Annotated in this window: 21 protein-coding genes; 9 read left to right on the plus strand and 12 right to left on the minus strand. The window is 66.5% G+C overall.

The annotated features are described in order from the left end of the window. Window positions 1-17 precede the first annotated feature (17 nt). Window positions 18-1,451 carry a lysophospholipase gene (locus ACQR03_RS09700; RefSeq protein WP_316172555.1) on the plus strand — a complete coding sequence of 478 codons (1,434 nt, stop codon included), beginning with the start codon at window positions 18-20 and terminating at the stop codon, window positions 1,449-1,451. Between the two features lie 13 nt (window positions 1,452-1,464). Here ACQR03_RS09700 and ppsA read toward each other — a convergent pair whose 3' ends face one another. Next, on the minus strand, window positions 1,465-3,918 hold the full coding sequence (gene ppsA, locus ACQR03_RS09705; protein ID WP_316193205.1) for a phosphoenolpyruvate synthase: 2,454 nt from the start codon (window positions 3,916-3,918) through the stop codon (window positions 1,465-1,467). A 174-nt stretch (window positions 3,919-4,092) separates the two neighbouring features. Here ppsA and ACQR03_RS09710 point away from each other — a divergent pair, with 174 nt between their 5' ends. Further along, on the plus strand, window positions 4,093-5,220 hold the full coding sequence (locus ACQR03_RS09710; RefSeq protein ID WP_315714258.1) for an SbmA/BacA-like family transporter: 1,128 nt from the start codon (window positions 4,093-4,095) through the stop codon (window positions 5,218-5,220). Here ACQR03_RS09710 and ACQR03_RS09715 read toward each other — a convergent pair. Genes ACQR03_RS09715 through ACQR03_RS09725 form a run of 3 tightly spaced genes read right to left on the minus strand, consistent with a single transcriptional unit; the run spans window position 5,180 to window position 8,460 of the window. Continuing rightward, on the minus strand, window positions 5,180-6,118 hold the full coding sequence (locus tag ACQR03_RS09715) for a 1-phosphofructokinase family hexose kinase (protein ID WP_315827712.1): 939 nt from the start codon (window positions 6,116-6,118) through the stop codon (window positions 5,180-5,182). The two genes, ACQR03_RS09710 and ACQR03_RS09715, sit on opposite strands and share 41 nt — an antisense overlap. 6 nt (window positions 6,119-6,124) lie before the next feature. Further along, window positions 6,125-7,105, minus strand: coding sequence for a glucokinase (gene glk / locus ACQR03_RS09720; RefSeq protein WP_315827713.1), 981 nt, complete (start codon window positions 7,103-7,105; stop codon window positions 6,125-6,127). Between the two features lie 2 nt (window positions 7,106-7,107). Next, window positions 7,108-8,460 (minus strand): GH1 family beta-glucosidase, encoded by a 1,353-nt coding sequence (locus ACQR03_RS09725; protein ID WP_316172606.1) that lies wholly within the window; start codon window positions 8,458-8,460, stop codon window positions 7,108-7,110. 212 nt (window positions 8,461-8,672) lie between these two features. On the opposite strand from ACQR03_RS09725, the gene ACQR03_RS09730 reads away from it, so the two are divergent. The 5 genes from ACQR03_RS09730 to ACQR03_RS09750 are packed head-to-tail and all read left to right on the plus strand — an operon-like array spanning window position 8,673 to window position 14,076. Then, complete coding sequence (locus ACQR03_RS09730) at window positions 8,673-9,623, plus strand: ABC transporter permease (protein ID WP_316172553.1); 951 nt, start codon at window positions 8,673-8,675, stop codon at window positions 9,621-9,623. Between the two features lie 8 nt (window positions 9,624-9,631). Beyond that, window positions 9,632-10,498: an ABC transporter permease gene (locus tag ACQR03_RS09735; protein WP_316172552.1), complete on the plus strand. Its 867-nt coding sequence runs from the start codon at window positions 9,632-9,634 to the stop codon at window positions 10,496-10,498. Beyond that, entirely contained in the window at window positions 10,495-11,505 is a 1,011-nt protein-coding gene (locus tag ACQR03_RS09740; protein ID WP_315714263.1) for an ABC transporter ATP-binding protein, read from the plus strand. The genes ACQR03_RS09735 and ACQR03_RS09740 overlap by 4 nt, the downstream gene beginning before the upstream one ends. Next, window positions 11,502-12,554 (plus strand): ABC transporter ATP-binding protein, encoded by a 1,053-nt coding sequence (locus ACQR03_RS09745; protein WP_316172551.1) that lies wholly within the window; start codon window positions 11,502-11,504, stop codon window positions 12,552-12,554. Before ACQR03_RS09740 ends, ACQR03_RS09745 begins: the two co-directional genes overlap by 4 nt. Before the next feature lie 34 nt (window positions 12,555-12,588). After that, the gene (locus tag ACQR03_RS09750; RefSeq protein WP_316172550.1) at window positions 12,589-14,076 is read left to right on the plus strand and encodes an ABC transporter substrate-binding protein; all 1,488 of its coding nucleotides are present in this window, start codon (window positions 12,589-12,591) and stop codon (window positions 14,074-14,076) included. A gap of 212 nt (window positions 14,077-14,288) precedes the next feature. Here ACQR03_RS09750 and ACQR03_RS09755 read toward each other — a convergent pair whose 3' ends face one another. Then, window positions 14,289-14,483, minus strand: a complete 195-nt coding sequence (locus ACQR03_RS09755) for a hypothetical protein (protein WP_434841394.1) — start codon at window positions 14,481-14,483, stop codon at window positions 14,289-14,291. 212 nt (window positions 14,484-14,695) lie between these two features. On the opposite strand from ACQR03_RS09755, the gene ACQR03_RS09760 reads away from it, so the two are divergent. Beyond that, window positions 14,696-15,595, plus strand: a complete 900-nt coding sequence (locus tag ACQR03_RS09760; protein WP_316172548.1) for an NAD(P)/FAD-dependent oxidoreductase — start codon at window positions 14,696-14,698, stop codon at window positions 15,593-15,595. A gap of 277 nt (window positions 15,596-15,872) precedes the next feature. On the opposite strand, the gene ACQR03_RS09765 is transcribed toward ACQR03_RS09760, so the two are convergent. The 6 genes from ACQR03_RS09765 to ACQR03_RS09790 are packed head-to-tail and all read right to left on the minus strand — an operon-like array spanning window position 15,873 to window position 22,131. Beyond that, complete coding sequence (locus ACQR03_RS09765; protein ID WP_434841355.1) at window positions 15,873-16,730, minus strand: ABC transporter permease; 858 nt, start codon at window positions 16,728-16,730, stop codon at window positions 15,873-15,875. Further along, entirely contained in the window at window positions 16,727-17,656 is a 930-nt protein-coding gene (locus ACQR03_RS09770; RefSeq protein ID WP_434841354.1) for an ABC transporter permease, read from the minus strand. Before ACQR03_RS09770 ends, ACQR03_RS09765 begins: the two co-directional genes overlap by 4 nt. Next, a complete protein-coding gene (locus ACQR03_RS09775; RefSeq protein ID WP_434841353.1) occupies window positions 17,656-18,648 on the minus strand; it encodes an ABC transporter ATP-binding protein in 993 nt (330 codons plus the stop codon). The genes ACQR03_RS09770 and ACQR03_RS09775 overlap by 1 nt, the downstream gene beginning before the upstream one ends. Next, the gene (locus tag ACQR03_RS09780; protein ID WP_316201589.1) at window positions 18,645-19,619 is read right to left on the minus strand and encodes an ABC transporter ATP-binding protein; all 975 of its coding nucleotides are present in this window, start codon (window positions 19,617-19,619) and stop codon (window positions 18,645-18,647) included. Before ACQR03_RS09780 ends, ACQR03_RS09775 begins: the two co-directional genes overlap by 4 nt. Before the next feature lie 4 nt (window positions 19,620-19,623). Continuing rightward, a complete protein-coding gene (locus ACQR03_RS09785) occupies window positions 19,624-21,261 on the minus strand; it encodes an ABC transporter substrate-binding protein (RefSeq protein ID WP_434841352.1) in 1,638 nt (545 codons plus the stop codon). Window positions 21,262-21,309: 48 nt separating this feature from the next. Continuing rightward, entirely contained in the window at window positions 21,310-22,131 is an 822-nt protein-coding gene (locus ACQR03_RS09790) for a sugar phosphate isomerase/epimerase family protein (protein WP_434841351.1), read from the minus strand. Between the two features lie 209 nt (window positions 22,132-22,340). Here ACQR03_RS09790 and ACQR03_RS09795 point away from each other — a divergent pair, with 209 nt between their 5' ends. Further along, window positions 22,341-23,492, plus strand: a complete 1,152-nt coding sequence (locus ACQR03_RS09795; protein ID WP_316186756.1) for a hypothetical protein — start codon at window positions 22,341-22,343, stop codon at window positions 23,490-23,492. A 41-nt stretch (window positions 23,493-23,533) separates the two neighbouring features. On the opposite strand, the gene ACQR03_RS09800 is transcribed toward ACQR03_RS09795, so the two are convergent. Next, the gene (locus ACQR03_RS09800) at window positions 23,534-24,178 is read right to left on the minus strand and encodes a Vgb family protein (protein WP_316169239.1); all 645 of its coding nucleotides are present in this window, start codon (window positions 24,176-24,178) and stop codon (window positions 23,534-23,536) included. Between the last annotated feature and the right edge of the window lie 22 nt (window positions 24,179-24,200).

Raw genomic sequence — 24,200 nt, forward strand, 5'->3', positions numbered from 1 at the left:
CGGCTCGGAGGGACGTGATGAAGCGGCGAATGATCGGCCTGGAGACCCTGGTCACGGGATCCGAAGAGGCGTTGGCTCCGCCGAAGTCCAAGCCGACCGGGCCGGAGCTCAGCTCTGCAGCCTCGGCCGGCCGGCCATCCCGCCGAAGGCTGCTGGCCTCAGCCGGCCTTGGCTTCGGCGCTGCGGCATTGTCGTTCTCCGCCGGCCCGGCTGTCGCGCAGCCACGTGACGGCGCAAGCCTCGGCCAGCCGGTGCGCATCAGCAAGGATCGGCTCGATGCGCTCGCAGCGAAGCTCCACGCCGTCTTCAATGAGCACAATATCTTGCCGCCATTCTCGGCCGACAAGCACGGGGCGCGGGTCGACGTCGAACTGCGTCGGCTGACGACCTACACGCGCATTCCCGGCACCGGTGAGCGCGTCAAGGTCAGCGGCCTGCTCGCGCTGCCCGCCGATCACAAGGGCGCACTGCCGGTCGTGTCGTGGCAGCACGGCACCATCCTGTCGTTCGACCAGGTCCCGTCCAATCTCGTCAAGCTGGCCGATCCGAACTACGAGCCGCGCGACAATGTCGATTCGATCGAGACGCTGTTCAACGTCCAGCGCCTTGTCGGCAACGGCTTTGCGTTGATCGCGGCCGACTATCTCGGCAAGGGACCGTATCGCCAGGGGCGAGGCGAGGCCTATGCGGTGAAGGACGCGACCGTGCAGTGCTGCCTGGACGTGCTGAGCGCGGGTCTGCTCGCGCTCGATCATCTCCGCCTGCGAAAGTCCGGGCTGTTCCTGAACGGCTGGTCGCAGGGTGCCTTGAACACGCAATGGCTGCGCCAGGAACTGCAGCGGCGGCGCGTCGCGGTGGCGGCGAGCGCCACGCAGAGTCCGTTCAACAATCTTGCGGATTCGATGCGCTATTGGGTGTCGGCCCAACCGGGCAGCGCGTCGACCGACAGCACCTATCCGAAGCAGCCGATCTGGATAACGCCCTGCGTCATCGTCCTCCTGGGCAGCTATCGCCAGTATTACCGGCTCGGCGACCTGTTCAAGACTGCGATCAAGCCGCAGCACCTCGCGCTGGCCGAGAAATACTGGGCCGACTACAGCATGGACGAGGCGTTCAGCAAGTCGGTGCCGCAGCCCTCGGACCTGCTGGTCGACGGCTTCTTCGAGCGCTTCACCCACGAGACCAACAGCCGCTTCCTCCGTCGTCTGGCCGGCAATAGCTCGACCTATTGGGACTATGACGCCCCGATGCGGTTCTATTACGGTCTTCTCGACGAGGCGCTGCCGCCGAGCCTCGTCAAGATGCCGCTGGCGGCCGACGGCCGCTTTGCGCAAGGCATCGCGGTCACCGGCGCCAGCCATCGCGGCACGTTCCTGGCAAGCCTGTATGGCGGCGGCGACGTCACCGGCGGCGCTTCGACCGTGCTGGACTTCTTCAAGGCCAGCTCCTGAGCTTCGGCCATGATCAGCTCGCCAGCGCCTGCGGCGTGCGCGAGGCGAGCTCCCGCTCAGCGGTACGGACGATCTCCATGGTGCGCACGATGCTCGCCGGATTGACGCTGATCGAATCGATGCCGAGTTCGGCCAGATAGCGCGCGACTTCCGGATAGTTTGCCGGCGCCTCGCCGCAGATGCCGACATGGCGATGGTTGCGGTGCGCGCCCTCCACCGCCATCCGCAGCATCGCCAGCAGGCCGGGATCGCGCTCGTCGAAATCGAACGCGACGATGTCGGAGTCGCGGTCGACGCCGAGCGTGAGCTGGGTGAGATCGTTGGAGCCGATCGAGAAGCCGTCGAAATGTTTGGCGAACTCATCGATCAGGATCACGTTGTTCGGGATCTCGCACATCATGTAGATTTCGAGCCCGTTTTCGCCTCTGACGAGGCCATGCCCGGCCATCGCCGCGATCACCTTGCGTGCCTCCTCGACCCGGCGGCAGAACGGGATCATGATCTTCAGATTGGAGAGCCCCATCGTGTCGCGCACGCGCTTCATCGCCGCGCATTCCAGCGCGAAACCGGCGGCGTAGGCGGGATGCGCATAGCGCGAGGCGCCGCGGAAGCCGAGCATGGGGTTCTCTTCCTTCGGCTCGAAATCGGAGCCGCCGATCAGGCTGGCATATTCGTTGGTCTTGAAGTCCGAGAGGCGCACGATCACCGGCCGCGGGTAGAATGCCGCGGCGATGGTGCCGACGCCTTCCGACAGCCGCTCGACGAAGAAGTCGGCGGGCTTCTTGTAGCGCGCGGTCAGGCGCTTGATCGTCGCGCGGTCCTTTGCCGCGGTCACCTTTGCGGGCGTCGCCAGCGCCATCGGGTGGATGCCGATCGCCTGGTTGATGATGAACTCCATGCGGGCGAGGCCGACGCCATCGTTCGGCAGCAGCGCGGTCTTGAAGGCCAGTTCGGGATTGCCGAGATTGACCATGATCTCGGTGCGCGGCTTCTCCAATCTGTCGATCGCCAGGCGCTCGACATCGAACGGCAGTGCGCCGTCGTAGACATGGCCGGCGTCGCCCTCCGCGCAGCAGACAGTGACCGTCGTTCCGGTCTTCGCGCGCTTGCTGAAATCCTCCGTGCCGACCACGGCCGGCACGCCGAGCTCGCGAGCGACGATCGCGGCATGGCAGGTGCGGCCGCCATGATCGGTGACGATCGCCGCCGCGGTCTTCATCACCGGCTCCCAGTCCGGACTGGTCGACGCGGCGACCAGCACCTCGCCGGGGCGGAACGCGTTCAGATCCTTGGGAGTGCGGATCAAGCGGATCTTGCCGGTGGCGATCTTTTCGCCCACGGCGCGGCCGGTTGCCAGCGTTCTGCCGGTCTTCTTCAGAACGTAGGTCTCGATCGCCTCGGGCCGCCGCTGCGAGGCCACCGTCTCCGGCCGCGCCTGGATGATGTAGAGCGCACCGTCGCGACCGTCCTTGGCCCATTCGATGTCCATCGGCGTCGGCCTGCCGGCCTTCTGCGAGTAGTGCTCCTCGACTACGATGGTGGCCTGCGCGAGCTCCAGCACGTCGGCATCGCTGATGCAGAATTTCGCCCTGTCAGCCGGCGGCGTCGCCTCGGTGCGCGTCGTCGGGCCACGGCTGCGCGCGCCGGCCTTTGCGCTGGCTTTGGCATAGACCATCCGCTTGTCCTTGGCGCCGAGCCGGCGCGACAGCACGCTGCGGAAGCCGGCCGCGAAGGTGGGCTTGTGGACGTAGAACTCGTCCGGATCGACCGTGCCCTGCACGATGGTCTCGCCGAGGCCGTAGACCCCGGTGATGAAGGCGACGTCGCGAAAGCCGCTCTCGGTGTCCAACGAGAACATCACGCCGCTCGCGGCGCGGTCCGAGCGCACCATCTTCATCACGGCCACCGACAGCGCGACCTTGTCGTGGTCGAAGCCGTTGTCGATGCGGTAGGAGATCGCGCGGTCCGTATAGAGCGAGGCGAAGCAGTGGCGGCACGCCTCGAACAGGTCCTTGGCGCCGCGAATGTTGAGAAAGCTCTCGTGCTGGCCTGCGAAGCTCGCATTCGGCAGGTCCTCGGCGGTGGCCGAGCTGCGCACGGCAACCGCGACGCCGCGGCCATACTCCTGCTCCAGCTGCTTGTAAGCCTCTGCGACCTCGTGGCGTAGATCGTCACGGTCGGTCGCCGCGAACACGATCGCGCGCGCCTTCGCCGCGCGTTTGGCGAGATCGGCGATGCGGCGCTTGTCGAGGCCGGCGAGCAGCTTGCGCAGCGCGTCGTCGGCGCCGGTCGCGCGCAAGGCGTCGCGATAGGCGGCGGCCGTCAGTGCGAAGCCGTTGGGTACGCGCACGCCTTGCGACGCCAGCGCCGAATACAGCTCTCCGAGCGAGGCCGTCTTGCCGCCGACGCCGGGCACGTCCTCGATACGAAGGTCCTTGAACCAGCGGATGTAGCCGGGTGCCGTCATCGGTGATCTCCCGCATCGCAGCGCGAACTTCAGTTTGTCGCGGCGGGCGGCGACTGCCTTGCGCAAGATCAAGCAAGGCGCTTCGCGAGCCCCTTAAATCGCGGGATGACAACGGTTCCACCATAGGCGAGGATGTTTGTTAAGACCCATCAATCGTACCCATCCGGATCACCAATGATCTCCGACGACGAGAACGAGGACGGCAATCGCGAATGGTCGCGGTTCTGGCTCACGGCGCGGCAATTCTGGCTCGGATCGACGGCATGGCGGGTCTGGCTGCTCTGCGTCGCCCTGATCGTCCTCGTGGTGCTTCAGCTCTACGTGCAGTTTCGGTTCAATTACTGGAACAGGGATTTCTTCGACGCATTGGAGGGCCGCGATCCGACGCGGCTGCGGCAGCAGGCCGTTCTGCTCATTCCGCTTTGTCTGGCGAGCGTCGTGCTGGCGATCGTCTCGGTGTGGGGCCGCATGGTGATGCAACGCAACTGGCGGCAATGGTTGAGCGCCAAGGTGATCAACTACTGGGTCGAGAACGATCGCTATGCGCGGCTCGCGACGGTGCAGGGCGATCTGAAGATTCCGGAGTATCGTATTGCCGAGGATGTCCGCATCGCCACCGATGCACCGATCGACTTCGTGGTCAGTGTGATCTCCTCGCTGCTGACGGCGGTCGTGTTCGTCCAGGTGCTGTGGCAGGTCGGCGGATCCATCGGCTTTGCCGTGGCCGGGCACCAATTGTGGATTCCAGGCTACCTGGTGGTCAGCGTCGTCATCTATTCCGGGCTGGTGACCGGGGCCATGCTGTGGGTCGGTTCGCCACTCACGCGCGTCATCCAGACCAAGAACCAGGCCGAGTCGGAGCTGATCACCGCAGCCCATCACTTGCGCGACATCGGCGAAGGCATCGCGCCCAAGCAGGAAGAACGCAGCGTCGTTGCCGGGCTGTGGATGGCGCTCGACCGCACGATCCAGCAATGGAAGCGGCTGTGCTGGCAGCTGATGCGCAACACCCTGGTGTCTCATCTGAATACGCTGCTCGCGCCGATCATCGGCCTCGTGCTGTGCGCGCCGAAGTTCCTCGGCGATCAGATGACCCTGGGCGAACTCACCCAGGCAGCCGCTGCGTTCACGCTGGTGCAGGGGTCGTTCAATTGGATGGTGGACAATTTCAACCGCCTCGCAGAGTGGATGTCGTCGCTGGAGCGCGTCGGCGGGTTGCTGCTCTCGCTCGATCGGCTCAACGGTGATGCGGCGAGCGATGTCACGCCGTCTCAAGCCGCACGTCAGCCTGCAGACGGCTGACGTCGGCGGGATCGGACAGCGCGGTGCCGGTGCGCAGCAGCGCCGCGGCACCTGCGGCGACCGCAAAGCGAAACGCGTCGTCCAGCAACTCGCCCGCGGCGAGCTTCGCGACCAATGCGCCGAGAAAACTGTCACCGGCGCCGACTGCGTTGACCGGCACCATCGTCAGCGGCTGAGCGCGCAGCACGCGGTCGCGGGTGACCAGCAGGGCGCCGAGATGACCCATGGTCAGCGCGACGGTGCCGGCCTTGCCGCTCGCGACCAGCGCGTGGGCGGCTTTCTCCCACGCCGTGGCATCGGGCAGCGCGCCGCCGACCAGCTCTTGCATCTCGTGCAGCGACGGCTTCATCAGGTCGATGCCGCCGGCTACCGCCGCGGCCAAAGCTGGCCCCGAGGTGTCGAGCACGAATTGCGCGCCGCGTGACCGTGCAAGCGTCGCAACGCGCGCATAGAAGTCGGTCGGCACGCCGCGCGGCAGGCTGCCGCTGCCGACGACGAAGCGGGGAAACGGATCCTGGGCTGCGAGCAAGGCAAGGCCGGCCTGCCATTCGGCCTCGGTCAGCGTCGGACCCGGCAGGATGAAGCGATAGGGCTGGCCGCTGACGCGCTCCTGGACGAAGAAGTCCTCGCGCGTGTCCTCGGCCGTCGCCCAGGTGCGGCTGGCGACGCCTTCCTTCTCGACGAGCTGCTTCAGCAGCAGGCCGGTCGGACCGCCGACCGGATAGAGCGCGGTGACGTCGCCGCCGAGGCGGGCGATGACACGGGCGACGTTGATGCCGCCACCACCGGGATCTCGCTGTTGCGTCGTGCCGCGCAGCTTGGCCACCGGCACGATTTTCTCGACGGTCGTCGAGATGTCGACGGCCGGGTTCGGCGTGATCGTGACGATGTCGCTCATTCGATCTCAGTGGGTCGGGGAGCCGCCGCTCGCGGTGATGCCGGCCTCGAAGAACGATTTGAGACCGAGGAAGCTGATGTCGGGCTTGATAACGAGATGAACCGGGATCGGACGCAGATAGCTGTCATAGCGCCCCTTGCCCTCGAACTGCCGGCGGAAATCGGATCTGGCAAAGTAGTCGGGAAACCGCGGCGGGATGCCGCCGGCGATGTAGACGCCGCCGCGGGCGCAGAAGGTGAGCGCGAGGTTGCCGGCGACGGCACCGAGCCAGGCGCAGAACATGTCGAGAGTCGCGCGGCTGGTGGCGCAACTGCCGTCCAGCGCGGCGTGGGTGATCGCTGCGGCATCGCGCGGCGGCACCGTGACCCCGTCGACCGCGGCAATGGCCTGATAGACGTTCGAAAGGCCCATGCCCGACAGCGCACGCTCGATCGAGACATGGCCGAAGCGCTCGCGCATCTTGGCGAGCACGGCGGCCTCGCGCGCCGTCGTCGCCGGCAGCGTGGCATGGCCGGCCTCGGTCACGGCAACCGTGGGACGGCCTTCTGCCGGGAGATAGCACGCGGCGCCGAAGCCGGTGCCGGGGCCGATCACCAGCATCGGCGCGCCGTCGACCGCGGCGCTTCCGCCAAGCGGAAACAGGTCGTCGGGATGCAGCGCCGGCAGCGACCAGCCGACCGCCTCGAAATCGTTCAGGAGCTTGGCCGAGCGCAGCTTGAACCGCTCCGCCAGCTCGGCGCCGTCGATCACCCAGGTCGAGTTGGTGAGCATGCCGCGATTGCGCTCGATCGGGCCGGCGATGTCGAGCACGGCTGCGGTGGGCGGGCCGCCGGCGGCGTGTCGCAATAGGAAGTCGGTGATCGCGTCCGTGATGGTCGGGAAGTCGGCGACCTTGAGATGCGCGACCTCGCTGATGACGTGGCCGTCAAGCAGCGCGAACCGCGCATTGGTGCCGCCGATGTCACCCAGAAGAACGCGTTCGCTCATCCTCACTCTTCCGCCCGGTTGTGCCGCCCGGCGGGATCGTCGGATACCCGGTGAGCGGCAATCATGTTCGAATACCACCGCGCCGACGCCTTGGGAATGCGGCGCTGGGTGGCGCGATCGACATAGACAATGCCGAAGCGCTGCGAATAGCCCGCTCCCCATTCAAAATTATCCAGGAGCGACCAGACGAAATAGCCGCGCACGTCGGCGCCCGCCGCGATCGCCTGTTCCATCGCGGTCGTATAGGCCTTGAGATAGCCGATCCTGCCGTCGTCCTGGATGCAGCCGGATGCATCGACGGTGTCATTGGCCGCCGTTCCGTTCTCCAGCACGTAGATCGGAAGCCGGAACCGGCTGTGGATGTCCAGGAGCGTATCGCGGAACGCCTCGGGCACGACGGGCCAGCCGATTGCGCTGCGCGGCACTGCCGCGGGAGGCGCTCCGAAGCTGGCGCCCATCAGGTTGCTGCCCGCCTTGATGTAATGCGGCGAATAGTGATTGAGCCCGAACCAGTCGACGGGGCGCGCGATCTGCGCCATGTCGCCGGGTGCGATATAGGGCGCGACGGCGTCCTGGAGCTCCGGCGGGTAGCAGGCAAAGGCCTGCGGAAACGGGAAGGCATCGTTCCAATAGGCGGCGAGCCGCAAGGCGGCCGCGGCGTCCTCCGCACCGTCGCTCGCAGGGTAGCAGGGCTGCCGATTGTGGATGGCGCCGATCGAGGCGCCGGCCACGTCCCTGCGCAGCACGTCGACGGTGCGGCCATGGCTGAGATTGACGTGATGAATGGCCTTGTGCAGGGCCGCTCCGTCGGCGATCCCCGGCGCGTGCCAGCCGAGGCCGTAGCCGAACAGCGTGAACACGCAGGGCTCGTTGAAGGTGGCGAAGCGCTTGACCCGGTCGCCATAGCGCCGCGCGACCAGCGCGGCATAGTCGGCGAACCAGCCGACGATGTCGCGGTTCTGCCAGCCGCCGAGCGCCTCCAGCGCCTGCGGCAGGTCCCAGTGGTAGAGACAGAGCCACGGCTCTATCTCAGCGGCAAGCAGGGCGTCGATGAGGCGGTCGTAGAAGGCGAGGCCGGCTTCGTTGGCCGCGCCGCGGCCTTGCGGTAGCAGCCGCGGCCAGGCGATCGAGAACCGATAGGCATTGAGGCCGAGATCGCGCATCAGCGCCACGTCCTCCGCGTAGCGATGATAGTGATCGCAGGCGGTCTCGGCGGTGTCGTTGTGGCTCACCCGGCCGGGGGCGCGCAGATAGACATCCCAGATGCTGTCGGCGCGGCCGTCGAGGTGCGCCGCGCCCTCGATCTGGAAGGCCGAGGTCGAGGCGCCCCAGAGAAAGCTCGGACGGATGGTCATGATCGAGATGGGCCCTTGCGTTGTTGCGATCAGCCGCATGATGACGGTCGCCGGCGCTCCGCCGTTGACCGGGATCAAGCCGGCGATACCCCGGCGGGTGCGGTGTGCGAAGGTGCCTCCGCCCGGCAATGGCAATCATGCAGGCAATGGGCTTGCATCGGAGCCGAAAGCTGTGGAACGTGCGGCCGCCGAAAACTGGAGTCCCGGCGCGAATGAGCGTTTTTCTGCTGCGGCGCTTCCTGACCTTGCTGGCGACCCTCGTCGGCGCGTCGCTGATCATATTCCTGGTGCTCGACGCGCTGCCGGGCAATGCCGCCCAGATGCTGATGGGCGCGGATGCCTCGCCGGATGCGGTCAGGGCGCTGACCGTCAAGCTCGGGCTGGATCAGCCGCTGGCGTTGCGTTACCTGCACTGGATCGGCGGCCTGCTGAGCGGCGATCTCGGCAACAGCTACGCCTATGGCACGCCGGTGGCCGAACTGATCCGCGAGCGGCTGGCGATGACCATTCCGCTCGCGATCCTGGCGATGGGGCTCACGACCGTGCTGGCGCTCGCGGCCGGCATCTACACGGCCGCCAATCACAACCGCCTCGGCGATGTCGGCGTCATGTCGCTGACCCAGATCGGCATCGCCTTGCCGAACTTCTGGTTCGCGATCCTGCTGATCCTCCTGTTCGCGGTGAAGCTGCAATGGCTGTCGGCCGGCGGCTTTCCCGGCTGGGAGGACGGCATCTGGCCCGGTCTGCGCGCGCTGCTGTTGCCCGCTGTGGCGCTGGCAGTGGTGCAGGCCGCGATCCTGGCGCGGGTGACGCGTTCGGCCGTGCTCGACGTTCTGCGCGAGGATTTCGTCCGCACCGCGCGCGCCAAGGGCCTGACGAAGCGCGAGGTGCTGTGGCAGCACGTGCTGCGCAACGCCATGATCCCGGTGCTCACCGTGATGGGGCTGCAATTCGCCAACCTGCTCGCCGGCACCATCGTGATCGAGAACGTGTTCTATCTCCCGGGCCTGGGGCGCCTCATCTTACAGTCGATCGCCAATCGCGACCTGATCGTGGTGCGCAACTGCGTGATGCTGCTGGCGGCCATGGTGATCATCGTCAACTTCGTGGTCGATGTCCTGTATGCGGTGATCGATCCGCGCATCAAGGTGCACGAGCTGTGAGTTCCGCCGTGGTCGTTCAAACGGGCGCTGCGCCTGCGTCCAACGCGTTCTGGCGCCGCGCGCTGCGCCATCGCAGCTTCACGATCGGCGCGCTGCTCTGTCTGCTGGTGCTCGGCGCCGCGCTGCTGTCGCTGCTCTGGACGCCATGGTCGGCCTATGAGATCGATGTCGCGTCCAAATTGCGGCCGCCATCAGCAGCGCATTGGCTGGGCACCGACGTGCTCGGCCGCGACATCGTCTCGCTATTGCTGGTGGGTGCGCGCGCGACCATTCTGGTCGGCATCATCGCCGTCGGCATCGGTCTCACCTGCGGCGTCTGCCTTGGCCTGGTCGCAGCCGCGCAGCGCGGCTGGAGCGAGGAACTGATCATGCGCTTCAGCGACTTCACCTTCGCCTTTCCCGCGGTGCTGTCGGCGATCATGCTGGCGGCGGTGATCGGGCCGGGCATGGTGACGTCGATCACCGCGATCGGCATCTTCCAGATCCCGGTGTTCGTGCGCGTCACCCGCGGCTCCGCCGGTGCGGTCTGGGCGCGCGAGTTCATCCTGGCTGCGCGCGCCGCCGGCAAGGGCCGCTTCCGCATCACCATCGAGCACGTGCTGCCGAACATCTTGTCGATTCTGATCGTGCAGGCGACGATCCAGTTCGCGCTGGCGATCCTGGCGGAAGCGGCGCTGTCCTATCTGGGCCTCGGCACGCAGCCGCCGCAGCCGTCCTGGGGACGCATGCTGAACGATGCGCAGACCCTGTTGTTCCAGTCGCCGAGCCTCGCCGTGTATCCCGGTGCCGCCATCGCGCTCGCGGTGCTCGGCCTCAACCTGCTCGGCGACGGCCTGCGCGATCTGCTCGACCCACGGCTGGCGAGGCAGCGATGACGGTAGGCGATCAGCCTCTGCTCGATGTGTCGGGTCTCGGCATCCGCCTCAATACCAGCCGCGGCTCGGCGCAAGCCGTGCGCGAGGTCTCCTTCACGCTCCGGCGCGGCGAGACGCTCGGCATCGTCGGCGAGTCCGGTTGCGGCAAGTCGATCACGGCGCTCGCTCTGCTTGGCCTTCTGCCTGACAGCGCCGTCGTCAGCGGCAGCATCACGCTCGACGGCCGCGAGCTGGTCGGTCTCGGTGATGCCGATTACTGCAAGCTGCGCGGCAACCGCATCAGCATGATCTTTCAGGAGCCGATGACCGCGCTCAACCCGATGCATACGATCGGTCATCAGGTGGCCGAGCCGCTGCTGCGGCATATCGGCTGCACGGCGACCGAGGCGAAACGACAGGCGATCGCGCTCCTCGACCGCGTCGGTCTGCCGGATCCCGCCCGACGCTACGGCGCCTATCCGCACCAGTTCTCCGGCGGCCAGCGCCAGCGCATCACCATCGCGATGGCGCTCGCCTGCAAGCCCGACGTGCTGATCGCCGACGAGCCGACCACTGCGCTCGACGTCACCATCCAGCGCCAGATCCTCGACCTCATCGCCGATCTGGTCGCCGAGCGCGGCATGGCGATGATCTTGATCTCGCATGATCTTGGCGTCATCGCCGAGAACGTCCAGCGCATGATCGTGATGTATGGCGGCACGGTGGTCGAGAGCGGCACCACGGACGCCGTGTTCTCGCGCATGGGGCATCCCTACACGCAGGGCCTGTTCCGCGCGCGGCCGCGGCTCGGGGCCCGCAAGGGCACGCGCCTTGCGACCATCGCCGGTACCGTGCCGGAGCTCGCCGATCTGCCGGCCGGTTGTCCGTTCGCAGATCGCTGCGGGCTGGCGATCGACGCCTGTCGCACGGCGCTGCCGCCGTCGATCGAGATCGGCGCCGGGCACGGCGTCCGGTGCATCCGGACCGGCGTCGCGCTCGCGTGTGATCCGGCGGGAGTGGTCGCTTGAGCACCGCCGCGCAAGGAGTTGCAGAGACGCCGCTGCTCGAGGTCAGGGATCTCGTACAGCGCTACGCGCTGCCGCGCGAGAGTCTGCTGCGGCCGCCCGGCGAGGTGCTCGCGCTGAACGGCGTGTCACTGTCGTTGAAGGCGGGCAAGAGCCTCGGCATCGTCGGCGAGTCCGGCTCTGGCAAGTCGACCCTGGCGCGGCTGATCATGGCGCTGGAGCGGCCGTCAGCGGGATCGGTGCTGATGGTGGGCCGCGACCTCAACCGCCTCCCGGTGGATGAGCTGCGGCGGGCGCGCCGCGATTTCCAGATGGTATTTCAGGATCCGTACGGATCACTCGATCCGCGCCAGACCATTGCGCGCATCGTCGCCGAGCCGCTGACCGCTCTCGAACACCCGGATCGCGATTCTCTCCGCAGGCGCGTCGCGAGCGTGCTGCGGCAGGTCGGATTGCGCGATGCCGACATGGACAAATATCCGCATGAATTTTCCGGGGGGCAGCGCCAGCGCATCGCGATCGCGCGGGCCCTGATCACCCAGCCGAAGCTGATCGTCGCCGACGAGCCGGTGTCGGCGCTGGATGTCTCCGTGCAGGCGCAGGTTCTCAACCTGATGCAGGATCTGCAGGAGCAGTTCGGCCTGAGCTACGTGCTGATCAGTCATGATCTCGCGGTCGTCGACTATCTCTGCGACGAGGTTGCGGTGATGTATCTCGGCCGCATCGTCGAGCGCGGGCGGCCGGAGGACTTGTTCGGAAGTTGCGCGCATCCCTACACGCGGGCGCTCCTCGACGCCGTGCCGCGGGCCCAGGCCGGCGCGGTCCGGCGCCGTCGCGAGAGCGTTGCGATCGCTTCGCAATCCCTCGGCGCGGCCGGATGCGCCTACGCGCCGCGCTGTCTGCTCGCCGATGCCCAGTGCCGCGCGACGGCCCCCGCGTTGCGAGCGCTCACCGGACAGCATTCCGCTGCCTGCCATCGGGCGGAAAGCGTAATGGCGCTGCCGGCGCTCGTCGCAACGGAACTGCAGCCACTTGTCTCGAAGCCGCTTTGACGCGTAATTTGGCTTCCTCAGGGAGAAACAAACAATGTTCAAGAAACTATCGATCATCGCCATGGCCGCGCTCGTTGCGGCCGTCGCGCCGGCTCTCGCGCAGAGCAAGAAGGATAGCGTCGTTGTCGGCATGACCTTGGAGCCGCCGGGGCTCGATCCGACCAGCGCGGCCGCGGCGGCCATCGCCGAGGTGACGCTCTACAACGTCTATGAGACGCTGACCAAGATCAACGAGGACGGCTCGGTCTCGCCGCTGCTGGCCTCGAGCTGGCAGGCCTCGTCCGACCTGAAGAGCTACACGTTCAAGCTCGCCAAGGGCGTGAAATTCCAGAACGGCGAGGCGTTCGATTCCGCCGCGGTGAAGTTCTCGTTCGAGCGCGCCGGCGCCGCCAACAGCACCAACAAGGACAAGGCGCTGTTCCAGTCGATGGAGTCCGTGACGGCTCCCGACGCGGAGACCATCGTCGTCAAGCTGAAATATTCTGAGCCCAACCTGCCGTTCCTGCTCGGACAGGCCACCGCCTCGATCGTCGAGCCGAAGAGCGCGCCGACCAACGCGACGCAGCCGGTCGGTACTGGGCCGTACACGCTGGGTAGCTGGGCCAAGGGCTCGTCCCTGACCTTGAACAAATGGCCCGATTATCGCAACGCCGCAGCCGTGAAGCTGTCCAAGGTGACGATCCGCTTCATCTCCGATCCGGCGGCGCAGGTCGCTGCGCTGTTGTCGGGTGACGTCGATGCCTTCCCGCGCGGCACCACGGCGCGCACCATCGCGCAGTTCAAGTCCGACCCGCGCTTCACCGTGCTGATCGGCGGCTCAAAGGCGAAGACGATCGTCACCATCAACAACAAGAAGAAGCCGCTCGACGACGTCCGCGTCCGCCGCGCGATCCTTGCTGCGATCGATCGCAAGGCGATGGTCGAAGGCGCCGTCGACGGCCTGGGTACGCCGATCGGCAGCTTCTACGTGCCGGGCTCGCTCGGCTATGTCGACACCACCGACATCAATCCCTACGACCCGGAGAAGGCCAAGAAGCTGCTCGCCGAAGCCGGCGTGACCACGCCGCTGCAACTGTCGCTGCGGCTGCCGCCGCCGGCCTATGCGCGCCAGGGCGGTGAGGTGCTCGCGGCTCAATTGGCCAAGGTCGGCATCGTCGCCAAGATCGAGAATCTCGAATGGGCGGCGTGGCTGTCACAGGTCTTCAACGGACCGCATGATTTCGACCTGACCATCGTCTCGCATGTCGAGCCGTTCGATCTCGTGAAGTTCACCGACAAGAATTACTACTTCGGCTATCAGTCCGAGGCCTTTGACAAGCTCTACCAGTCGATCGTCGATACGCCGAACGAGACCGAGCGCGCCAAGCTGCTCGGCGATGCCCAGCGCATGCTGGCGACCGATGCCGCTGCGGGCTTCCTGTTCCAGCCGCAGTGGATCACAATCATCAACAAGAAGCTCAAGGGTGTCTGGAAGGACGTGCCGCAGTTCGAGAATGATTTCTCGAGCTGGTCGTGGGAATGATGACGACCCCGTTTCGCACGGCTTTGCGGTGACACTGCAGAATACAGCGCCCTCTCCCCTTGTGGGAGAGGGCATCGCAAGCCTGTCCGCAAACTCTGTCCTACTTGCCCTCTCCCATAAGGGAAGAGGGCGCAATAACGACCGCCGCGCTGTCTGGTCGAACGCAATACTTCAACTTGAGCGCTGAGGTGAGCCCCACGATCCTTGCCCAGTCAGTTCGGCCAATCGATCGGCGTGAAGCGCAACTGCCGCCGCCGCATCTCGGCCTGGAGCTCCTGCGCGTACTGCTTGGCCCGATCGCCGATCAAACGGTAGGGGCCTCCGATCCGGCTGTCGGCGGCCACCTGCTTTCGGACACTTTCGTAGTACGCCATCAAGCTTTCATCAGTCGAATTTACAAATCGCATCCACGCGCCCTCGCAACAAATCCCCTCGCTGCCAAGTTTGCACGGCTTTTCCGCCGCGGCAGCGACATAGGTTAACGTCCCTCGGTGGCAAAAGTTCCACTTGTGTTCCAGAGAGTTCCGGGTCGATTTCATCGATACGTTTGCCGAAATGTTTTCCGCGCGAGAACTTTCTGCTCCGATGCAGCTTGAGCCAAGACTGGAGCAGGGCGGCAATGCGCACCGAAGTCCTCGTCATAGGCGGCGGGCCAGCTGGACTGATGGCCGCGATTTACCTGGCCCGGTTCCGGCGTGAGGTCGTGGTCGTCGATGGCGGCGCATCGCGGGCAGCGCTGATTCCGCGGAGCCACAACCTGCCGGGGTTCCCGAACGGCGTGCCCGGAAGCGAGCTGCTCGCACGAATGCAGCGGCAGGTCGAGGAACTTCACGTTCCTATCGTCCGGAGGACGGTGAGCGCTCTCGAGACGCATGATGGAGATCTGGTCGCCACTCACGAGCGCGGTACGGTCGCGGCACAGCGCGTCATCCTCGCGACGGGTATCGTCGACAAGCAGACGCCGCTCGCCGATTGGAGAGTGGCGGTCCGTGACGGCGAGCTGCGCTATTGTCCGGTCTGCGACGGCTTTGAAACCATCGACCACAAGATCGCGATCGTGGGCGCGCTCGGTCACGCCGCTGGCAAGGCGCTGTTCATGCGCGTCTACAGTTCGGACGTCACCTTGATCCCGATCGATGATGAGCAGGATGCGGCGAAGCGGCAGGAGCTTGCCGCCGCCGGCGTCCGGGTGACGCCGCAACTTCATGCGTTGCAGCGCCGAAACGGTGCGATCGAGGCGTCATTCGTCGACGGCAGCAGCGAACGGTTCGAGATCGTGTATCCTGCGATGGGCGCCGATGTCCGCTCCGAGCTCGCCATCAAGCTCGGCGCGCGGCATACATCCGATGGCTTTCTCGAGGTCGATGCCAAGCAGCGCTGCGGCGTGGCGGGACTCTACGGCATTGGCGACGTCGTCACCGACCTGCATCAGATCGCGGTGGCATTCGGCCACGCCGCGGTCGCCGCCTGTCACGCGCATCATTCATTGCCGATGCGCCATGCGGATCCATCGGGGTAAGGCAGGCCTGGAATTGATCACAACCGGAAGTCGCGATATCATATGTAAGTTCCGTTTGCGTTGATGTGTCGGACCATGATTCATGGACAGAAGATCGGCGTGCATGACTGCGGCATTGAGCTGTCGCGAGGAGGCCGAACGCGATCCGGCTCGCCGCGATCAGTGGTTGCAGCAGGCGTCGAGATGGATGGCGCTGGCGGGCGAGCAAGCGGGGCATGCCCTGATCATCTGCGAGCATAGTGCCGCGGCGAGTCACGAGGCTCGCCGCTGATCGAGGCTATTGCAGCGTCGGATCGAGCCGGTCGCGCAGCCTGTCGCCGATCACCGAGACGGCGAGCGTCGTCACCACGATGGTGATCGCCGGTGCCAGCATGATCCATGGTGCGCGCGTCAGATATTCGCGGCCATAGCCGACCATGTTGCCGAGGCTCGTCATCGGCGGCTGCACGCCGAGGCCGAGGAAGGAGAGACCGGACTCCAGCAGGATGACTTCGGGAAACACCAGCGTCATCGACACGATCAGGGTCGAGGCGATGTTCGGCAGGATGTGCCTGAGATAGACGCGCTGCGGCGTTGCGCCGAGCTGTCGGACGGCGGCGGCATAGCCTTGTGCATTGGCGGAGATGGCAAGGCCGCGCGCGATGCGCGCATAGCGCTCCCAGCCGAACAGGCCCATCAAGCCGATCAAGAGCGGCAGCGAGTTGCCGAAGAAGGCGAGCACGGCGAGCGCCAGAATCAGGAACGGCATGCTGGCCTGGAAGTCCGCCAGCATCAGCACGGCCTGCTCGACCAGGCCGCGGAAATGCGCGGCGAGAAAGCCGAGCGTGGTGCCGGCGATGGCGGATATCGCGGTCGCGCCGAACGCGATCAAGAGCGAAATCCGGATCGACACGATCAGACGCGACAGCACGTCGCGACCGAGCTCGTCGGTGCCGAGCCAATGCGCCGGGTTGCCCGGCAGCGACAGGCGATTGCGCAGATCGAATTTGGTGAAGCCATGCGGCGCGAGCTGATCGGCGAAAATCGCCAGCAGCAGCATCGCGACGATCCAGCCGACTGCGATGGTCACGGAGACGGGAATGTTCGGCCAGCACAGCCGCCGCGCGGCGGGCGATTTCAATGCAAGGTCGGTCATGCCTCTGCTCCCTTGCTGCGCAGCCGCGGATCCAGCAGGCCGTAGAGGAAATCCACCATCAGGTTCGACGTGACCATGGTCATCGCCACCAGCAGCAGGATGCATTGCACGACCGCGAGGTCGCGGTTGGCGACGGCGACGACCAGGAGACGGCCGACGCCGGGCCAGGAGAACACGCTCTCGACGACGACCGCGCCGGCGATCAGGCTGCCGACCATGAAGCCGAGAATGGTGACGGTGGGGATCGCCGCGTTGGGCAGCGCGTGATCCGTGATCACCCGGCGCCACGGCACGCCCTTGGCCGACGCCGTTCTGATGTAGGGCTGGCCGAGGATTTCCAGCATGGCGCTGCGCGTGAACCGCGCCAGCACCGCGGCGCCGCCGAAGCCGAGCGTCACGATCGGCAGGATGGCGTGCCGCCAGGAATCCTGTCCGCCCGACGGCAGCCAGCCGAGCTGCACGGCGAAGATCAGCACCAGGATCAGGGCCAGCACGAAGCTCGGCACCGTGAAGCCCGCGACCGCCGTGATCATCACGGCGCGGTCGATCGCCGATCCCCGATGCAGCGCGGCGTAGATGCCGGCGGGAATGCCGAGCAGCACTTTCAGCAGGAACGCCGGAATGGTCAGCGCCAAGGTCGCGGGGATGCGCTCGATGACGAGCTGGATCGCGGGCCGGCCGTCGCGCATCGAGCGTCCGAGCTCGCCTTGGCCGATCGCCTTGAAGTAGTCGAGATACTGCACCCAGATCGGATGATCGAGGCCCCACGCCTTGCGGAACGCTTCGATCACCTCGGGCGGCGCCTCGGGCCCCATGATCATCAGCGCGGGATCGCCCGACAGCCGGAGCACGATGAAGGCGAAGGTGACGACGAGCGCGATGGTCAGCAGCGCGCGCGCCAGGCGGATGGCGAGATAGCGCAGCATCACGCGGCGACCTCGGTCTGCGACTGCGGCCCCGAAACGAGATGACAGGCCACCTGGCGCTGCCGATCCAGCGCGGTGAGCGCGGGCACCTCGTTGGCGCAGCGGGCGGTCGCGTGGCTGCAGCGCGGGTGGAAGGCACAGCCGGAGGGGCGCGCGGCCGGGTTGGGCGGGTCGCCCGTCAGCACGATGCGGCTGGTGCTGCGGCGTCCCGGGGCAGGGGAAGCGGACACCAGCGCCTGCGTGTAGGGATGCTGCGGCCGCGCGAACAGGTCGTCGACATCGCCATATTCGACGATGCGGCCGAGATACATCACCGCCACCTTGCTGCTGATCTGTCGGACGACGCGCAGATCATGGCTGATGAACAGCATCGTCAGACCGAGCCGGGCCTGGAGATCGACCAGCAGGTTCACCACCTGCGCCTGGATCGAGACGTCGAGCGCGCTGACCGGCTCGTCGCAAACGAGGAAGTCGGGCTTGGTCGCCAGCGCACGGGCGAGCACGATGCGCTGGCGCTGCCCGCCGGACAGCGCGCCGGGATAGCGGGCGCCATGGCTGTCGTTGAGATCGACAGCCTGGAGCAGCTCATGCACGCGCGCGTCGCGCTCGGCGGCCGTGCCGATGTCGTGGATGTCGAGCGGCTCGCGGATCTGCGCGGCAACGGGAAGTCGTCGATCGAGCGCGCCGAGCGGATCCTGGAAGATCATCTGCATGCGCGCGCGCTGGGCGCGCCACGCCGCCGAGCCTGGCGCTGCGATCGGGGCGCCGTGGAAGCGCACACTGCCGCGGTCCGGCGGCTCGAGACCGAGCACCATGCGGCCGGTGGTGGATTTGCCGGAGCCGGACTCGCCGACGATGCCGAGCGTCTCGCCCTTTTGGATCGAGAAGCTCAGGCCGTCGACGGCGTGGACGGATGCGGCGCGTCCGAACAGGCCGGTCCTCATCCGATAGGTGCGCGAGATCGCCTGGACCTCGACCAGCGGCGCTGTCATTCGGCGGCGAGCTCCATCGGCAGGCGCTGCGGCCGCAGGCAGGCCACCGCGCGGTCCGGCTCGACCGGTGCCAGCGGCGGCACGCCGGCATGGCAGCCGTCGCCGGCAAACGTGCAGCGCGGCGCGAAGGCGCAGCCGCTGGGCAGTGCGCGCGGATCAGGCACCGTTCCGGGAATGGCCTGCAGCCGCCGCCTGATGCCATCGAGCGGCGGCAGCGCGCCGATCAGGCCCTGCGCATAAGGGTGCCAGGGATCATCGAACAGCCGCGCCGCGGGCGCGCGCTCGACGATGCGGCCGGCATACATCACGCAGACGCGGTCGCAATTCTCCGCGACGACGCCGAGGTCATGGCTGATCAGGACCATCGCCATGTTGAACTCGCGCCGGATGGCCGACAGCAGATCGAGGATCTGCGCCTGGATGGTGGCGTCGAGCGCGGTGGTGGGCTCGTCGGCGATCAGCAGCTCGGGCTGTCCGGCCAGCGCCATTGCGATCATGATGCGCTGGACTTGGCCGCCGGAGAACTCGTGCGGATAGGCGGACAGCCGGCGTGCCGCATCGGGGATGCCGACGAGATCGAGCAGCCTGAGCGCCTCGGCCCGCGCAGCCTCGCCGCGCAGCCCGCGGTGCAGCGCGAGGCTTTCGCACAACTGGCGCCGGATCGTGAGCACCGGATTGAGCGCGCTGGCGGGATCCTGGAAGATCATCGCGATGCGGCGGCCGCGCACCTGGTCGAGCACCTTGCCGTCAGCGCCGAGCAGTTCGCGGCCTTCGAGCCTGGCCGAGCCTGATACTTTCGCCTTGCCGGGCAGGAGACCCAGCGCCGCGAGCCACGTCACCGACTTGCCGGATCCGGACTCGCCGACGAGGCCGATGGCCTCGCCCCTGCCGATGTCGAGATCGATGCCGTGCAGCACGGGCGTGCCGTCGAAGGCGACCTTCAGTTCGGAGATGCTGACCAGCGGCGCCACGGCGTCACGCACCGTAGTTGCCGGTGCGGAAGTCCATCGCGAAGGCCGGCGAGGCCTTCCACTTGATCGACTTCGGCTTGGCGGTGAAGGTCGCGTTCTGGTGCAGCACCGTGTAGGCGGGGTCCTCGCGCTCGGCGATCTCCAGCATGCGGCGGAACGCCTTCTTGCGCGCCTCGCGATCGGTCGAGGTCTCCAGGAATTCGGAAAGACGATTGAGCTCGTCATTGCTCCATTCGCCGACCTGCTGCTGCTGGCCGTTGGGGCCATGCTGGGCGACGAGCGAGGAGACGGGATCGTTGAACGCGGCCGAGTTGGACCAGTCGCGCACCGCGCGGGTCGGAGCGCGCTCGAGAATCTGGGACCAGTTCTCCTTGGTCTCGATCTGAACGTTGAGGCCGACCGCCTGCCACATCTCGACCAGCACCTGCGCGGTCGCGACCTGGTTGGTGTAGTAGTTGTTGAGCAGTCGATACGGGATCGGGTCACCCTTGTAGCCGGCCTGCTTGAGCAGGTCCTGTGCCAGCTTCGGATCGAATGCCGGCACGCTCCAGTCGGCGATGAACATGTCACCGTAGAATTCCCACTGCAGGCCCTTCGGCACCCGGGTGCGGCCGGCCCACAGGCTGTCGACGATGGCCTGGCGGTCGATCGCATGGGTGAAGGCGCGGCGCACCAGCGGATTGGCGAGCTGCGGGTGGTTCTTGTCGAACACGGTGAGACGGTGATTGAGGATGGTGCCGCCCTGGACCTCGAACGCCGCGTTCCCCTCGATGCCGGCGATCTGGTCCGGCGGGATGTCGCAGGCGAACTGATATTCGCCAGACAGGAGCCCGTTGATGCGGCTCGCGACCTCCGGCACTTCCAGGAATCGGATGCGCTTCAGCGGCGGACGGCCGCCCCAATATTCGTCATGGGCTTCGAGCGTCAGCGACACGTCCGGCTTGAACTCGACGATCTTGTAGGGACCCGTCGTGATCGGCTTGCGCGCCCAGTCGAGATAGCTCGCCGCTTCCTCCCAGCCGCGCCGGCTCATGATGTCGGAGCCATAGCGCATCAGGCGGCCTTCGATGGTGACGTCGGGCGTCGCGTTGACGAAGCGCACGGTGTATTTGTCGACGGCGTCGACGCGAACCAGGTCCGGCCACATCCGGCGCGCGACGCCAATCACGTCCGGCGGCAGTTCCTTGCCCGGGCGCGGCGTCGGGATCTTCTCGAACGCCTTGATGGTGGTGCGGCTCTTGGCCTCGCTGTCGCCGAACATGCGCTCGCGGCTGAACGAGAACACGACGTCCTCGGACGTCATCTCGTCACCATTGTGGAACTTGACGCCCTGGCGCAGCTTCAATTCGACGGTCTGGTCGTCGATGCGCTTCCACTCGGTGGCGAGGCCGGGGATGGCTTCGAGATTGCCGCGGAAGTTCTTCGAGATCAGGCTTTCCCACAGCGACGAGTAGAACACGCGCTCGCCGACATTGGACTGCTCGCGCAGCACGTCGAGCACGTTCGAATTGGTCACCTTCTGCACGGCGATGGTGACCGAGGGACGGTTGTCTCCCTGCGCGATCGACACGCGCGGCAGGATGAAGCTGCCGCCGATCGCGGCACCGGCGCCGAGCAGGCCGCGGCGGGTGAGCTTGGTCATGGCAATCTCTCTAGGGTGCGAGGTTGTCAGGAAATGACGGTCGTTGGCTTACTGAGCGAGGCCGAGCGCGGCGAGGTGCGCTGCGCCGGCCTTGACGTGATCGTGGTTGCGCAATTCGAGGATCAGGCGCGGATTGGAGCTGAGCTTCGCCAAAGCGCGGAACACGGCGATCCAGCGAATGTTGCCTTCGCCGGGCGCCCAGTGTCGGTCGGCATAGCCGTCGGTGTCCTGCAGATGCACATGGGTCAGCATGTCGCCGGCGGCATCGACATAGTAGTCAACCGGCGGCGCGCCGGTGGAATGATGCGCGTAGTTGGCATGGCCGGTGTCGAGCGACACGCGCACTTTGCTGCTGTCCAGCGCCTTGGCAAGCGTGACGCGATCCAGCGGATCCTTGTCCTCGATGTTCTCGATCACCAGCTCGCAATTGGCCTGCTCGGCCGAGGCGATGACGTCGGACAGCGTCGCACGGACACGCTCGATCAGCTGCTCGCGATTGTCCGGCAGCATGTCGATGTTGTTGTAGTCCCAGGTCGTGTAGGGCGAGTGGATCACCATCTGGGTGGCGCCGAGGAACTCTGCGACTTCCAGGCCCTGCAGCAGCCGCTTGGTCACCGCGCGGCGGATCATCGGGTCGTGGCTGGCGATGGTGAAGCCCCAGAACGGGCCGTGGATTCCGAGCCGGCCGGTGTGGCCCGACAGCATCGACTTGATATCCTTGGCGGTGCCGCGCCAGTCGCTGTCGAGAAGGTCCGCGCGGAAGAAGTCCTGGATCTCGAGATCCCGCTGGCGCTCGAGCAGCCAGTCGGTGTGGGCCGGAATCGATTTGACGGAGAGGGCGGCGCCCAGGACAGGCAGCGTGGCGGACATTTGGCGAGATCCCTTCTTGAGACCTCGTGAGCGCTAGCGGAGTTCGATGACGCCCCCATGAAGGGCTGTGGATGGCGACCGCGACATCTTGTGTGGTTGAGCCCGCGGCAGGCCGCAGCCGTTCTATTCCTGGGGTAGACGAACGCGCTCGGGATCTACTTGACGTAGCCGCGGGAATTGCAACAATGCGGCAAAAACGGGGATGTGCGATGACGGTGCGGCGGGCAATCCTTGGCGCGATGCTGTCGGTCCTGATACTGACCTCAGTGGCGCTGATCGAGGCGTCCTTGATAGCGGCTGCCTATGCGAAGGGACCGTATGGCACGATCTCGGTCGCCGGATGGTCGGGCGGCGCCTATACTGACGACAACACCGGCAAGTTCTCCAGCTGCATTGCCTCGGCGAGCTACAAGAGCGGCATCAATTTCGGCGTGCTCGCGCTGCCGACCTACAATTGGGCGCTCGCCTTCATTCATCCGAGCTGGTCGCTGTCGCAGGGGCAGAAGTTTCCCATCGTGCTCAGCTTCGACGGCCGCAATTCGTACAATGTCGAGGGCTCGGTCTGGTCGGCCAACATGGTCGTGGTTCCGATGCCGAACGATTCCAGCCTGATCAAGGCGTTCCGGGCGGCGCGGACGATGTCCGCCTTCGCACAGGGCAACCTGTTCCAGTTCGATCTCAACGGCACCTCCGTGCTGTTGCCCTCGCTGGCGAACTGTGTGCGCATGATCAATGCCGGTGGGATGGCCGCGGCGACGAACTTCACGGTGCAGCCCGGCGCCGCTTCGGCGCAGCGTCAGGCCGTGCCCCCCGTCGCGACCACGCCGGCCGCGACGGCGAGCGTGCAGCCGGCACGTGCGTCCGAGGATTCGCCCGAGCTGCAGCTCGAGGCGATGCAGATCGCCTCCAACTTCATTCTGAAGGCGGCGCTGTCGCATCCGGCGATCCTCGGCGGCGGCGAACGGCCAGTGTGGCTGACCGCAGGCGGCGTCGCCTGGAAGGCGGACAATGCCACCGGCTTCGTCCGGATCGTGCCGCCGCAGCGCAACCTGGACGGCCTGGAAGTCGCAGCCACGATCATCGGCAACGACGCGCGCGACTGCAAAGGCAAGTTCATCTCCGCCCGCAACAGCGAGCTGGTCGACAGCGCGGTGGTGTTCCGCGGCATGTCGTCCTGCGAGGACAGCGAGAAGTCGGACATCGCCGAGTACTTCATCTTCCCGCGCAAGGCGGGCGGCTTCGTCCTGTTCTCCGTGATCACGCCGACCAAGCCGATCGGCGGCGGCGGCCAGCAGTTGCAGACGCGCGAGGAAGCCAACGCCAACTTTCGCAAGGCGGCGTTCACATCCATCGCGAAGTAGGCTGCCTCCGCTCGCTGAGCCTGCTGTGGCTCATTTGCGTGTTACCCCCGTGCCTGCTTCGGCCGCCTGACCGCACGCACCTTGCCGCTGCCGCCGCCGCCGCAATACAGCGTCTCGCTCCCGTCGGACTCCATGCCGGAGACGCCGGTGCCGACCGGCATGTCGAGCTGATCGAGCACCTCGCCGGTCGCGGGATCGATGCGTCTGATGTCGCTGACATCGTCCTCCCAGGTGCCGTGCCAGAGCTCGCCATCCACCCAGGTCACGCCGGTGACGAAGCGCGTGCAGGAAATGCTGCGCAGGATCTGCCCAGTTGCCGGATCGATCTGGTGGATCTTGCGGTCGCGATAGGCACCAACCCAGAGCGACCCTTCAGCCCAGGCCAGCCCGGAATCGCCACCGCCCGAGGGCGCCGGGATCGTCGCGAGCACGCGGCCACTGTCGGGATCGACCTTGTGGATGCGATCTTCGGCGATCTGATAGAGATGCTTGCCATCGAAGGCGGTCCCGGCATGCGAGGGCACGTCGAGCGACTTGCGGACCGCGCCGTCGGCAGGATCGAACGCCTTGATGCTGGCGCCGGTCGCAATCCACACCTGCTTGCCGTCATAGCTGACGCCGTTGACGCGGTCGGTGCCGTCGAACGGGCCGTATTCGCGGATGATCTCTGCAGGTGCGCGTGTCATGACCTTCTCCATTGCTGACGGC

It is taken from the genome of Bradyrhizobium sp. HKCCYLS3070 (assembly GCF_051167575.1).
Lineage (GTDB): Bacteria > Pseudomonadota > Alphaproteobacteria > Rhizobiales > Xanthobacteraceae > Bradyrhizobium.